General features: G+C 64.3%; 14 protein-coding genes. 1 reads left to right on the top strand and 13 read right to left on the bottom strand.

The annotated features are described in order from the left end of the window. Positions 1-54: 54 nt before the first annotated feature. From fliR to fliF, 13 genes are all read right to left on the bottom strand, one after another. Entirely contained in the window at positions 55-897 is an 843-nt protein-coding gene (gene fliR / locus AC56LH_RS14230; protein WP_499647037.1) for a flagellar biosynthetic protein FliR, read from the bottom strand. Positions 898-927: 30 nt separating this feature from the next. Continuing rightward, complete coding sequence (fliQ, locus tag AC56LH_RS14225) at positions 928-1,197, bottom strand: flagellar biosynthesis protein FliQ (RefSeq protein WP_183555720.1); 270 nt, start codon at positions 1,195-1,197, stop codon at positions 928-930. Between the two features lie 12 nt (positions 1,198-1,209). Continuing rightward, positions 1,210-1,950 carry a flagellar type III secretion system pore protein FliP gene (gene fliP, locus AC56LH_RS14220; RefSeq protein ID WP_258835324.1) on the bottom strand — a complete coding sequence of 247 codons (741 nt, stop codon included), beginning with the start codon at positions 1,948-1,950 and terminating at the stop codon, positions 1,210-1,212. Then, complete coding sequence (fliO, locus tag AC56LH_RS14215) at positions 1,940-2,638, bottom strand: flagellar biosynthetic protein FliO (protein WP_499647036.1); 699 nt, start codon at positions 2,636-2,638, stop codon at positions 1,940-1,942. The genes fliP and fliO overlap by 11 nt, the downstream gene beginning before the upstream one ends. Then, entirely contained in the window at positions 2,635-3,078 is a 444-nt protein-coding gene (fliN, locus tag AC56LH_RS14210) for a flagellar motor switch protein FliN (protein WP_499647034.1), read from the bottom strand. Before fliN ends, fliO begins: the two co-directional genes overlap by 4 nt. Positions 3,079-3,125: 47 nt before the next feature. Beyond that, a complete protein-coding gene (fliM, locus tag AC56LH_RS14205; protein ID WP_482899808.1) occupies positions 3,126-4,109 on the bottom strand; it encodes a flagellar motor switch protein FliM in 984 nt (327 codons plus the stop codon). 12 nt (positions 4,110-4,121) lie between these two features. Continuing rightward, a complete protein-coding gene (gene fliL / locus AC56LH_RS14200; RefSeq protein ID WP_499647031.1) occupies positions 4,122-4,643 on the bottom strand; it encodes a flagellar basal body-associated protein FliL in 522 nt (173 codons plus the stop codon). A gap of 199 nt (positions 4,644-4,842) precedes the next feature. Further along, positions 4,843-6,198, bottom strand: a complete 1,356-nt coding sequence (locus AC56LH_RS14195; RefSeq protein WP_499647029.1) for a flagellar hook-length control protein FliK — start codon at positions 6,196-6,198, stop codon at positions 4,843-4,845. Next, entirely contained in the window at positions 6,158-6,601 is a 444-nt protein-coding gene (fliJ, locus tag AC56LH_RS14190) for a flagellar export protein FliJ (protein WP_499647027.1), read from the bottom strand. The genes AC56LH_RS14195 and fliJ overlap by 41 nt, the downstream gene beginning before the upstream one ends. Positions 6,602-6,641: 40 nt before the next feature. Next, complete coding sequence (gene fliI / locus AC56LH_RS14185) at positions 6,642-8,066, bottom strand: flagellar protein export ATPase FliI (protein ID WP_482899804.1); 1,425 nt, start codon at positions 8,064-8,066, stop codon at positions 6,642-6,644. Position 8,067: 1 nt separating this feature from the next. After that, complete coding sequence (gene fliH / locus AC56LH_RS14180) at positions 8,068-8,811, bottom strand: flagellar assembly protein FliH (RefSeq protein WP_499647025.1); 744 nt, start codon at positions 8,809-8,811, stop codon at positions 8,068-8,070. Continuing rightward, positions 8,811-9,815, bottom strand: coding sequence for a flagellar motor switch protein FliG (fliG, locus tag AC56LH_RS14175; protein WP_482899802.1), 1,005 nt, complete (start codon positions 9,813-9,815; stop codon positions 8,811-8,813). Before fliG ends, fliH begins: the two co-directional genes overlap by 1 nt. Then, the gene (gene fliF / locus AC56LH_RS14170) at positions 9,808-11,508 is read right to left on the bottom strand and encodes a flagellar basal-body MS-ring/collar protein FliF (RefSeq protein ID WP_499647023.1); all 1,701 of its coding nucleotides are present in this window, start codon (positions 11,506-11,508) and stop codon (positions 9,808-9,810) included. The genes fliG and fliF overlap by 8 nt, the downstream gene beginning before the upstream one ends. Positions 11,509-11,696: 188 nt before the next feature. Here fliF and fliE point away from each other — a divergent pair, with 188 nt between their 5' ends. Then, entirely contained in the window at positions 11,697-12,071 is a 375-nt protein-coding gene (gene fliE / locus AC56LH_RS14165; RefSeq protein WP_499580679.1) for a flagellar hook-basal body complex protein FliE, read from the top strand. The last annotated feature ends 2 nt before the right edge of the window (positions 12,072-12,073 follow it).

Below are 12,073 nucleotides of genomic sequence, written 5' to 3'. Positions count from 1 at the left end.
ATGATGAGAATGATTCTCATTGTAGCGCAGCGCAGCGCAGCGCGGCAGCCGCCGTTATCCCGGCGCCGGCACCACCGGTGTCGCCGTCGGCTGCGCACCGGCAGCTCCCGGCTGCGGATTGCTGGCGCGTGGCAATGATCTGCTCACTTCGATACCCTGGTTGAACAGGTTGACGATCGGCGCGCCGAGGTAGGGCAGTACCAGGCTCAGCGTCAAAAAACCCACGCCCAGCGTGATCGGAAAACCGATGCCGAAGATGTTCAGCTGCGGTGCGGCGCGCGTCAGGATGCCGAGGGCAACCTGCGTGATGAGCAGCGCGGCAATGATCGGCATGGCGATCTGCAGCCCGGCCGAGAAGATGCGTCCACCCCAGCGCACCAGTTCGAGCGCGGTATTCGATGAAAACGGCGTGTCGGTAATGGGCATCGTGATGAAGCTTTCGGCCAGCGCCTCGAGCAGGATCAGGTGGCCGTTCACGGCCAGAAACGCCATCGTCGCGACCAGCGCCATGAACTGGCTGATGGCCGACGAGCGTCCGCGTGTGCTGGGGTCGAAGAACATCGCAAAACCCAGGCCCATCGTCTGGCTCGAGACTTCGCCGGCGTACTCGATGGCAGCGAACACGATGCGCATGGCAAAGCCCATCGCCAGCCCGATGATCATCTCCTTGGTCAGGATCAGGAGGCCCGCCCACGAGGTCGGGTCGGCCGCAGGTACAGCTGGAACGAGGGGGGCGATCACAATTGCGAGCAGGATGCCGAGCGAGACCTTGGCGCGCACCGGCACGCCGGCATTGCCGAACAGTGGTGCCGCGGCGATCAGGCCGAGAATGCGCGACAGCGGCCACAGCAGACCGGCGATCCAGGCATTCATTTCCGCCGAGGTCAGCGTCAGCATCGGGCGCCTCCGGGCGTGCGCACGCGGGCCTTAGCCGATCAGGCCGGGAATACCCGTGAACACCTGGCGCATGTAGTCCAGCATCACCGACAGCATCCACGGGCCGGCCACCACCAGCGTGACGAACACGCCGACCAGTTTCGGGATGAACGACAGCGTGGCCTCGTTGATCTGGGTCGCGGCCTGGAAAATACTGATGATCAGGCCGACGATCAGCGCCACCAGCAACAATGGGGCGGACACCATCAGGGTCACTTCCATGGCCGTGCGGCCCATCGTCATCACGCTCTCGGGAGTCATCGCGCGGGCCCTCTAGTAGAAACTCTGGGACAGCGAGCCCAGCAGAAGTTGCCAGCCGTCGACCAGCACGAACAGCATCAGCTTGAACGGCAGCGCGATGACGGCCGGGGACATCATCATCATGCCCATCGCCATCAGGACCGACGCGACCACCATGTCGATGATCAAAAACGGGATGAAGATCGCAAAGCCGATCTGGAACGCCGTCTTGAGTTCACTCGTGACAAACGCCGGAATCAAGACGCGCAGCGGAATGTCTTCGGGGCCCTGCAATGCCGGGGAGCGCGAAATCTTGACGAACAGCGCCAGGTCGGATTCGCGCGTCTGCTTGATCATGAATTCCTTGAGCGGCACGGCGCCCCGGTTCATCGCCTCGGTCATCTGGATCTGGTTGTTCTGCAGCGGCAGATAGGCTTCGCTGTAGATGCGGTCGAAGGTCGGCCCCATCACGAAAAACGTCAGGAACAATGCCAGCCCGACCATCACCTGATTCGGCGGCGCGGTCTGGGTGCCCAGTGCCTGGCGCAGCAGCGAGAGCACGATGATGATGCGCGTGAAACTCGTCATCATCAGCAGGGCAGCGGGCAAGAAGGTGAGCGAGGTGAGCAGCAGCAGCGTCTGCACCGGCAGCGAATACGCGGTGCCGCCGTTGGCCGCCGGGCTGCTCTGGAATGCCGGGATGCCGGGCTGGGCCGCCGCGATCAGCGGCAGCAGGGCCAGGCCAGCGGCCAGCCACAGGTGTTTATGACGCATTGCGTTTGTCCATCGTGTTCTTGAGCCAGTCGGCAAAGCGTGTGGCCGGGACGCTGCCTTGCGCGGCGCCCGTGCCCGCGCCCAGGTCGACGTCCTGGCGTGGCATCGTGTGCAGCGCATTCACGCGGCCCGGTGCGGCGCCGACAACGATCCACTGGTCGCCCACTTCCACCACCATGATGCGTTCGCGCCCGCCCAGGTTCAGTGCGCCGACCACGCGCAGGTTGGCCAGGCCGCCGCCCGGCTTCGGGCCATAACGCTTGAGCAGCCAGGCCAGGCCGATCAACAGGCCCAGCACTAGCAGCAGTGCGAAAATGGTTTGCAGCAGGCCCGCTGCGCCAGGGCCGTTCGACGCCGGCAGCGCGACTTGCGGCGGCGCGCGCATCGGCGCGATGGCAGGGGCGGTGGTTGTCGTGGACGGCGCCGTCGTCACGGTCGTGCCGGCAGGAACTGCAGGCTCGGCAGACACGGCAGGCTCGGCAGGCACGGCAACATCGCCCGGCAGCGCCGCAACCGGCGGCGCGGTCGCGGCGGGTACGGTGGCTGGCGCCGGCACGGCGGGGGCGGCTGGCCGGCCGGTGGTGGTATCGGTGGCTGGCACCGCTTGCTGCGCCAGCGCGAGCGGCGCCGCCAGCAGCAGCGCCGCAATGGTCGAAAAATAGCTGGCGGCGACGCGGCGTGCGATCATTTATTGAGTTTGCGAATCCGCTCGGACGGCGTGATGATGTCGGTAAGCCGGATGCCGAACTTGTCGTTCACGACCACCACCTCGCCCTGGGCGATCAGGCAGCCGTTCACCAGCACGTCCATCGGTTCACCGGCCAGGCCGTCGAGCTCGACCACAGAACCCTGCGCCAGTTGCAGCAGGTTCTTGATGGCGATCTTGGTGCGGCCCAGTTCCACCGTCAGTTGCACCGGGATGTCGAGGATGAAGTCGATATCGTTCGGCGTTTCGTTGCGCGCGCCCTTGTTCGAAAAATCCTTGAACACGGCTGCCGTGGCCGCTGGTGGGGCGGCTAAGGGCGACGCCTGGCGTTCGAGTGCTGCCGCTTCGGCTGCAGCCTGCTCGGCAATGGCTGCGCCCCAATCGTCGTCGATGTGTTCCTGGTCTTCCTGATTGTCGGACATGGTGTTCTCCTGTGCGGCGGGCGCTGCGCGCCTCGCCAATATACCGATTACTTGTTGAATGTGTCGCTATTGGCGAGCAGCTTCTCGACCTTCAGCGCATATTGCCCGCTGAAGACGCCGTAGCTGCAGTCCATCACGGGCACGCCATCGACCGTGGCCTGCACCATCTCGGGCACCACGATCGGGATCACGTCGCCGATTTTCATGTTGAGGATTTCGTCGAAATTGGCCTTGCCGTGGCCCAGCACCGCGACCAGCTCGACTTCGGCAACCTGGATCTGCTGCGTCATCAGGCGCACCCAGCGCTTGTCGACTTCGAGCGCCTCGCCCTGCAGGCTGGAGGTCAGTGCATCGCGGATCGGTTCGATCATCGAATACGGCATGCAGAAGTGGATCTGGCCCGACACCGAGCCCAGCTCGACCGTGAAGGTGCACGACACCACCACTTCGTTCGGCGTGGCGATGTTGGCGAACTGCGTGTTCATCTCGGAACGGATGAACTCGAATTCGACCGGGAACACCGGCTCCCACGACTTGGCGTAGGCCTCGAACACGATATCGAGAATCCGCATGATGATGCGTTGCTCGGTCTGGGTAAAGTCGCGGCCCTCGACGCGGGTATGAAAGCGCCCGTCGCCACCGAACAGATTGTCCACCAGCAGGAACACGAGGCCCGGATCGAGCACCATCAGCGCCGTGCCGCGCAGCGGCTTCATGTGCACCAGGTTCAGGTTGGTCGGGACCACCAGGTTGCGGATGAACTCGCTGTATTTCGACACCCGCACCGAACCGACCGACACTTCAGCGCTGCGGCGCAGGAAGTTGAACAACCCGATCCGCAAATACCTGGCGAAGCGCTCGTTGATGATCTCGAGCGTCGGCATGCGGCCGCGCACGATGCGCTCCTGCGTTGCCAGGTTATAGGTGCGGACCCCCGAGGTGTCTTCAGGCGCCGAGATGTCGTCCTGATCGCCGTTGACCCCTTTTAAGAGGGCATCGACTTCTTCCTGGGAGAGGAAATTATCGGCCATGTTTGTCTGGATCTACTGGATGATGAACGAGGTGAATAATACGTCGGACACTTCTTGTTCGTCGCCATCTTTCTCGAAGGGTTCGGTAATGGCTTTCTGGATCTCGGTGGCGAGCTGCTGCTTGCCCTCGACGGTGCTGATCTCGGACGCCTTTTTGCTCGACAGCAGCAGCAGCATGCGATTGCGCACGATCGCCATATTGTCCTTGACCAGCGTGGCCTGCTCGGGGCCCGCCACTTGCAGCGTGAACTGTACCTGCAAATACTGTTCGCCGTTTTCCGGCTGCAGGTTCACGGTGAACGATTCGATCGGCACGTACTCGGCCTTGGCGTCCGGGTTCTTCTTTTTCTTTTTCTTGTGTTCCTTGGCCGGTGCGTCTTCGTCTTCAGCATGGGCCGCTGACCCCTGCGTGAAGTACCAGCCCGCACCCGCGCCTGCGCCCAGCACCAGCACGGCGGCGAGGATCATGATGATCAGCTTTTTCTTCGAGCCGGAAGGTGCCGCTGCGGTGTCCGCTTTCGGATCAGCTTTCATTTTCGGATTCGCTTTCAAGATGTGTCGTTGCCGCTGGTTGGTGAGGGTTCGTCATTATGGCATTGTCGCGGAAAGATGCGTCCCGGCAAGCCTCGAAAAGAGGGGGGAAGCCGTGGTAATCCGTGTGATTGTTGCTGAGACGCGATGGCGGAATAGAAAAGGGCGGCCATGCGGCCGCCCCGTTGACGCTAGTAGGGCATCAGGCAAACAGATCGACCATCCCGCGGTCGCCAATCGACACCGTGCGTGTACGCGGCGCGACCTCGTTCAAGGCCGGCGCGCCATCCTGGCCATCGCCCGTCAAGCCACCCGTGCTGCCCTGGCCACCCTGCGCCCGGCGGCCGCTGTCCTGCTGCTGCTGGCGCTGGTCAGGCACGTTGGCGTCGACCGTGGCGTTGCCCAACGCGATGCCGCTTTCGCTCATCATCTCGCGCAGGCGCGGCAGGGCGTTTTCAAGCGCCTGGCGCACGTCGAGCTGGTCGGACGAGAAGGCCACGGTGGCCTGGTCGTTGGTCACGTTCAGCACGATCTGCACCGGTCCCAGGTCGGGTGGATTCAGCGTGAGCGTGGCCGCTTGTTCCTTGCCGACCATGTACACGATGCGCTGGCTGACCTGGTTGTCCCAGGCCTGGGTGCCCAGGCGCGCCGGGATGCGATCGCCCGGCAGCGCCGGATTGCCCGTGGCATCGACCTTGGCCGCCTGCGCCTGCAGTGCGGCCAGCGGGGCAGGCGCTTCTTCGGCCACCGGCAGTTGCTGTTGCTGGTGCTGTGTATCGCGCAGCTGGGCCTGGAACTGGCCGACATCCTGCTCGCCCTGTGGCAGCGCGGTGCCGGGTGCCTGCGTGGTGCGCAGGTCGGCGCTCGCCTGCTGCACGCCACTCGCGAGCGTCTGGCCCTTGCCACCGGCGCTGGTGTCCTTGTCGTCGGTGGCCACGGCCTTCATGTTGTCGAGCGCAGTTTCGAGCGCCTTCAGTTGGGCGTCGCCGTCCGTGGCAGCGCCGGCTGCGGCGGCGTCCGTGGTTGCGGTGGCGGCGGTGCTGGCCGGCTGGGTCAGGCTGGCCATGAAGGCGAGCATGTCGGTTACCGGCGTGGCGGCGGCTGCAGCGGCCGCTTCTGCTGCGGCCGCATCCTCGGCGTCGCTGGCCGCGTCCGCCGTGTTGCTGCTGGCCGCCTGCGTGGACTTGGCGTCGCCATCGTGCATCGGCGGGCGGATGCTCGACCGGGTCGGACCATCGCGCACCGGCTCGCGGTTGGTTGGCTTGTCGGCGGTGGCCGGCTTTGGTCCCTGCGCCGGTTTCGGTTGCGACGCCGGTTGCGGCGGCGCCGCAGCCGGCTGGCGCGTGGCCATTTCACGGTTCAGCGTGGCACTGAATCCGCCAGTGCCGCTGCTGCGTGCGGCGTCGGCCAGGCGATCCGGCGTGGCAGGGCGCTGCGCCGTGGCGTTGGCGCCGGTGACCTGGAACGGAAGGGTATTGGTCTGCATCGTCATGGTGGGCTCGAAGTTCGGCGTGGGTTCAGCGTTGTTTGTAACGGGCGCCACGGGCTGCGTGGTCATCCATCTGTTTCTGGTCGCGCTTGTTCTCGACCTTGAGTGCTTCGCTTGCTGCGCGTTCGTTCAGCGTGCGATAGGACAGGCGCTTGCGCTCGCTTTCCTGCCAGGTCGTGCGCTCGAACGTTGCCTTGTTCTGCGCGTGTTTGAGTACGTCGCGCTGGCCGCTCAGTGCGTGGTCCAGCTTGCCGATGAAGGCAACGAAGTTGTGGTACGCGAACGGGGTGATGCCGTCCATCTGGGCGGTGTCAAGCTTGCGCGCGTATTCGTCGCGGTAACCGACCAGCATGGCCAGCTTCTGCTCGGCATCCTCGACCAGTTTCAGGGCCGCACCGAGCCGCTTGGCGGCCGCGTCGGAATCGCGTTGCGCCAGGTCGATCAGTGTTTCGAGAGCGGAAGCTTGTGCCATGGTGAATTACATTCTACTGGCATGACGTTGCCCGCAATCACTAGAATAACGTGGTCAATCGCCCCAAGCTCTCGGGAAGCGAGGCATTGTCATGGATTTCCTGGCACAGGAATTCCTCGATCTCGGTGTTCTTGGCAATCGCCATGTCGAGCACCGGATCGCTGCCGGCCGCATACGCACCCACACTGATCAGGTCGCGCGAGCGCTGGTAGCGCGAATACAACTGCTTGAGCTTGCGCGCCGCCAGCTGGTGCTCGTGCGTGGTGATCGAGTGCATGGCGCGCGAGATCGATTGTTCGATGTCGATCGCCGGATAGTGGCCCGCTTCGGCCAGGTGGCGGTTGAGCACGATGTGGCCGTCGAGAATACCGCGCGCGGCATCGGCGATCGGATCCTGCTGGTCATCGCCCTCGGACAGCACGGTATAAAACGCCGTGATCGAGCCGCCGCCTTCCAGGCCGTTGCCGGCCCGTTCGACCAGCACCGGCAGCTTTGCGAACACGGATGGCGGATAGCCCTTGGTCGCCGGCGGCTCGCCGATGGCCAGCGCGATTTCACGCTGCGCCATCGCGTAGCGGGTCAGCGAATCCATGATCAGCATGACGTTCTTGCCCTGATCGCGGAAATACTCGGCAATGGCGGTGGCATAGGCCGCGCCCTGCAGGCGCAGCAGCGGCGGCGAGTCGGCCGGGGCGGCGACCACGGCCGAGCGCGCGCGGCCTTCCGGGCCCAGGATCTGGTCGATGAATTCCTTGACCTCGCGGCCCCGTTCGCCGATCAGGCCGACGACGATGATCTCGGCTTCGGTGTAGCGCGCGATCATCCCGAGCAGGACCGATTTACCCACACCGGTACCGGCAAACAGGCCCAGGCGCTGGCCGCGGCCGACCGTCAGCATCGAATTGATGGCGCGCACGCCAACGTCGAGCGTGTCCTTGATCGGCGCGCGGTCGAGCGGATTGACGGGGCGGGCGTTCAGCGGCGCCATGTCGGACGTGCCCAGTGGACCCAGGCCGTCGAGCGGCCGGCCGGCGCCATCAACGACGCGACCCAGCAGTTGGATGCCCACAGGCAGGTGGCGTGCGCGGTCCTGCGGCCGGCGCCGCCCGTGCGGCACGCTGCCCGGTGGCGGCAGCACGCTTTCGACAGGAAACACGCGCGAACCGGGCACGACGCCTTCGGTGTCGCTTTGCGGCATCAGGAACAGCCGCTCGCCTTCAAAACCGACGACTTCGGCCTCGATCTGCCCGCTGGCGGTGGGGATCGTGCAGGCTGCACCCACGGCCAGGCGCAGGCCAACGCATTCCATGACCAGGCCCGCCACGCGCGTGACGCGCCCCGAAATCTGCAGCGGCTCGGCGAAGCTGACAAGCGTGTCGCAGTCGCGGATATAGGCTTTCCAGCGCGCCGTGTGACGGTCGTGCGAGGTCACCTGGGGCGGGTGCGGGGCGGTGTGGTCGTCCATATTATGGGCTCAGCCAGTCGACGTTGGCGGCCAGCGCATGGGTCAGGCGTTGCCAGCGCGCCTCGACCTGGGCATCGATCTGGTTGCTGGCCGTCTCGACGCGGCAGCCGCCGCGCGCGATTGTTGCATTCTCGACGATGCGCCAGCCGCCGGTGGCCAGTTCTTCGGCCATCCCATGGCGTACGAGTTCGGCGTCGTGCGGGTTGAGCGTCAGCAGGGCCGGCTGCTGCAGGATCGGCAGCTGGTTGATGGCGTCGCGCACCACCGACATGATCAGCTCGGGCCGCACGTCCAGACCGGTGCGCACCATGCCACGCGCCAGGCGCAGCGCCAGGTCGAGCACGTCTTTTGCGATCGTCTCGTCGGCCTGCGCCACGGCCTCGCCAAAGCTGGCGGCGACCGTACGCAATTGCTCGAGTTCTTCTCTGGCAGCTTGTTCGCCTTCGGCGCTGCCGGCGGCAAAGCCTGCGGCATGCCCTGCGGCGTGGCCTTCGGTATGCCCCTGCGTGCGGCCTTCGTCCAGGCCCTGCTGGAAGCCTTCCTGGCGCGCCGCCTCGCGCATCGCTTCGAGTTCTTCGACGCTGGGCAGCATGACGTTCGGCGGCAGGTCGAGGCCGTTGATGGACACGCCCGCCGGCGGTGATGCTTCAGCCGCGCGCCGTGCAAGCGTGCTGGGGCGCTCGTCGCCAAACGAAGCCATCTCCCAGCGCTGGTAGGCGCTCTGCTGTTCTTTTGGAATTGCCATCAGACGAACGAATCCTCTCCTTTACCACCCAGGACGATCTGGCCTTCATCGGACAGCCGCCGCACGATCTGCAGAATCTGCTTCTGCTGGGATTCCACTTCAGACAAGCGCACCGGACCTTTCGACTCCAGGTCTTCGCGCATCATTTCGCTGGCACGCTGCGACATGTTCTTGAACACTTTTTCGCGCAGATCCTGCGACGCGCCCTTGAGCGCGATGATCAGCATGTCGGACTGTACTTCACGCAGCAGCAACTGGATACCACGATCGTCGATATCGATAATATTGTCGAACACGAACATCTCGTCCATGATCTTCTGCGCCATGTCGTTGTCGTAGTTCTTGATGTTGTCCATGACGGCCGATTCCTGCTCGCCGCTCATGAAGTTCAAGATCTCGGCCGCCGTACGCACACCACCCAGCGACGACTTCTTGATGTGCTCGTTGCCCGACAATAGCTTGGTCAGCACGTCGTTCAGCTCGCGCAGCGCAGCCGGCTGCACACCGTCGAGCGTCGCGATGCGCAGCACCACGTCGTTGCGCAACCGTTCCGTAAAGTTTGCCAGAATTTCACAGGCCTGGTCGCGCTCGAGGTGGACCAGGATCGTGGCGATGATCTGCGGGTGCTCGTTGCGGATGAGTTCGGCGACCGACACCGAGTCCATCCACTTCAGGCTCTCGATGCCCGACGCGTCCTTGCCGCCGAGAATACGATTGAGCAGCACGGCCGCCTTGTCGTCGCCCAGCGCCTTGGTCAGCACCTGGCGGATGTATTCGTCCGAATCCAGGCCCACGGTGGAATGCAGATTGGTTTCGGTGACGAAGTCTTCGAGCACCGTGACCACCTGGTCGTGCTGCACCGCCTTCATCTGCGCCATCGCGGCGCCCAGCTTGAGCACTTCGCGCGGGCCGAGGAACTTCATCACCTCGGCCGCTTCGGCTTCGCCCAGGGCCAGCATCAGGATGGCGGCCTTGTTGGTATTGTCTTTGTCTTTATCACTCATTTGAACCCAACCATCCTTTGATCACGTTGGCGACGATGCGCGGATCTTTGCTTGCGAGCTCTTGTGCCATTTTCAGGTTGGCGCGGTAGCCCATGTCCTGGCGTAGTTTTTCTTCTTCCTTGATCGCTTCTTCGGCCGGCGTGTCGGCGACTTCTTCTTCGGCGTTCTCGTCCTTCTCTTCTTCCTTTGGCTCTTCCGGCACGGCGGTGGCTTCGTCGAACTTCTTGATGGCCGGGCGCAGCAGCGGACGCAGGAAGCGGAAGTACAGGAAGGCGATCACGGCAGCCACGAAGGCATAGCGGGCCAGGTCCTTGAACAGCGGGAAGTTCGCCGGATCGCTCCACCAGGTCGGTTCTACCACTGCCTCGGCCGGTTTGTCCACGCCGTCGAACGGCGCGTTGGTCACGTTCAACGTGTCGCCGCGTGCCTGGTTGTAGCCCATGGCCTGCTTGACCAGCTCATTGATCTGGGCCACTTCGGCCGCGGCCAGCGGACGCACGGTGACCTTGCCGGTGGCCGGGTCGACGCTGCGACGGTGGTTCACGACCACGCCGACCGTCAGGCGCTTGATGCCGCCCATCGGACGCTGCTCGTAGCGGATAGTCTTGTCGACTTCGTAATTCGTGGTCGAGTTCTTGCTGGTCGGGGCGCTCGGTGCGGCTGCTTCGGCCGGTGGTGCGCCCTGGATCGGCGCCGTGTTCACGCCAGGCGGCTGGTTTGACAGCGCGCCCGGCACGCCGGATGCCGCGCCGCCCGCGCCGACCACTTCCGAACTCTGGGTGCTGCGGATCGCCTGCGGCTCCGGTGGCGAGTTCGGCTTGTACATTTCGGCGGCCGTATCGACCTGGGCGAAGTCCACTTCGGCGGTGGCTTCAGCGCGCACATTGCCTTCGCCCACGAGCGGCTTGATGATCGACTCGACCTGCTTGATGATGTTCTGCTGGACCTGATCAACGTACTTGAGCTGGGTCGGATCGAGCGACTTGCCGCCCGCGCCCTTGTTGCTGGTATCGGACAGCAGTGCGCCGTTCTGGTCGACGACGGTGACGTTACCTGTGGTCAGTTCCGGCACGCTCGACGCGACCAGGTGGACGATGGCGCTGACCTGGCCCGGATCGAGCGCGCGGCCCGGCTGCAGGTTCAGCAGCACGGACGCGGTCGGCTTTTGCTGGTCGCGCACGAAGACGGATGGTTTTGGCAGCGCCAGGTGGACGCGCGCCGCGGCGACCGAGCCCAGCGACTGGATCGAACGCGCCAGCTCACCTTCGAGCGAGCGCTGGTAATTGACCTGTTCCAGAAACTGCGAGACGCCCAGCTTCTGGTTTTCCATCAGCTCGAAGCCGACGTTGCCGCCTTTCGGCAAGCCCTGGGCCGCGAGTTTGAGGCGCAGGTCGTGGATATGCTCGGCCGGCACGAGGATCGCATTGCCGCCTTCCGAAAACTTGTACTGCACACCCATCTGGTCGAGCGACGCGGTAATGGCGCCGCCATCACGATCGCTGTAGTTGGCAAACAGGATCCGGTATTCCGGCGCCTGGCTCCACATCCAGACCGCAATCATCAACGCCAGAATGAGCGCGACACCACCACCCACGGCAACGCGCTTGCCCATGGTCGTCTGGAAAAACGACGGGGTAGCGGGGGCCGGCGTGCCTGGTGGCGTGTCGATAAGGTTTTCAGCAGTTGCTGCCATGGTGGAGGGGCCTGGTCAAAATGGGTGGGATAGCCAGCATTATGGAGCCACCGGGCAACATTCAAACCCCGAAATAGCGGGCGTTTACGGGCCTGATTCGCCCGTCGGATTCGCTTCGGCGCTGCTATTCTGCTTTCCTGAGTGCATTTGTAGACCAATCTGCAAGGCGAACACAAGCGGAGGGCAAGATGAGTATTGGCGGCATCGGCGGCATTGATACAAGCCGGATCCAGGCCATGATGGAACAGCTGAAGGCGGCAGCGACCAAGGCGTCGGCGGCGCCCGAGGCAGCCAGTGGCGTGGGCGGCGCGAGCGCGATCGGGGGCAAATCCGCGGTCAAGCTCGATTTTGCGGAAGCATTGCACAGTACGCTGCAGGGCGTGAGCGACCGTTCGGCCGAGGCGCAAGCCCTGAGCAAGCGGTTTACGATGGGCGACGACACGGTCAGCCTGTCGGACACGATGGTGGCGATGCAGAAGTCCAGCATCGCGTTCCAGGCGACTGTGCAGGTACGCAACAAGATGATGTCCGCGTATCAGGACATCATGAACATGCAGGTGTAATG

Source organism: Telluria sp. LT1R51-2 (assembly GCF_059685775.1).
Note: the sequence above shows the minus strand (reverse complement) of the source record. Positions and strands in the feature narration are given on the sequence as shown.

Coding starts and splice junctions, on each gene's coding strand:
- fliF (WP_499647023.1), bottom strand. CDS start 11,508: ATGGCAGCAACTGCTGAAAACCTTATCGACACGCCACCAGGCACGCCG.
- fliL (WP_499647031.1), bottom strand. CDS start 4,643: ATGAAAGCTGATCCGAAAGCGGACACCGCAGCGGCACCTTCCGGCTCG.
- fliH (WP_499647025.1), bottom strand. CDS start 8,811: ATGGCAATTCCAAAAGAACAGCAGAGCGCCTACCAGCGCTGGGAGATG.
- fliO (WP_499647036.1), bottom strand. CDS start 2,638: ATGATCGCACGCCGCGTCGCCGCCAGCTATTTTTCGACCATTGCGGCG.
- fliR (WP_499647037.1), bottom strand. CDS start 897: ATGCTGACGCTGACCTCGGCGGAAATGAATGCCTGGATCGCCGGTCTG.
- fliI (WP_482899804.1), bottom strand. CDS start 8,066: ATGGACGACCACACCGCCCCGCACCCGCCCCAGGTGACCTCGCACGAC.
- fliN (WP_499647034.1), bottom strand. CDS start 3,078: ATGTCCGACAATCAGGAAGACCAGGAACACATCGACGACGATTGGGGC.
- fliM (WP_482899808.1), bottom strand. CDS start 4,109: ATGGCCGATAATTTCCTCTCCCAGGAAGAAGTCGATGCCCTCTTAAAA.
- fliP (WP_258835324.1), bottom strand. CDS start 1,950: ATGCGTCATAAACACCTGTGGCTGGCCGCTGGCCTGGCCCTGCTGCCG.
- fliG (WP_482899802.1), bottom strand. CDS start 9,815: ATGAGTGATAAAGACAAAGACAATACCAACAAGGCCGCCATCCTGATG.
- fliE (WP_499580679.1), top strand. CDS start 11,697: ATGAGTATTGGCGGCATCGGCGGCATTGATACAAGCCGGATCCAGGCC.
- AC56LH_RS14195 (WP_499647029.1), bottom strand. CDS start 6,198: ATGACCACGCAGCCCGTGGCGCCCGTTACAAACAACGCTGAACCCACG.
- fliQ (WP_183555720.1), bottom strand. CDS start 1,197: ATGACTCCCGAGAGCGTGATGACGATGGGCCGCACGGCCATGGAAGTG.
- fliJ (WP_499647027.1), bottom strand. CDS start 6,601: ATGGCACAAGCTTCCGCTCTCGAAACACTGATCGACCTGGCGCAACGC.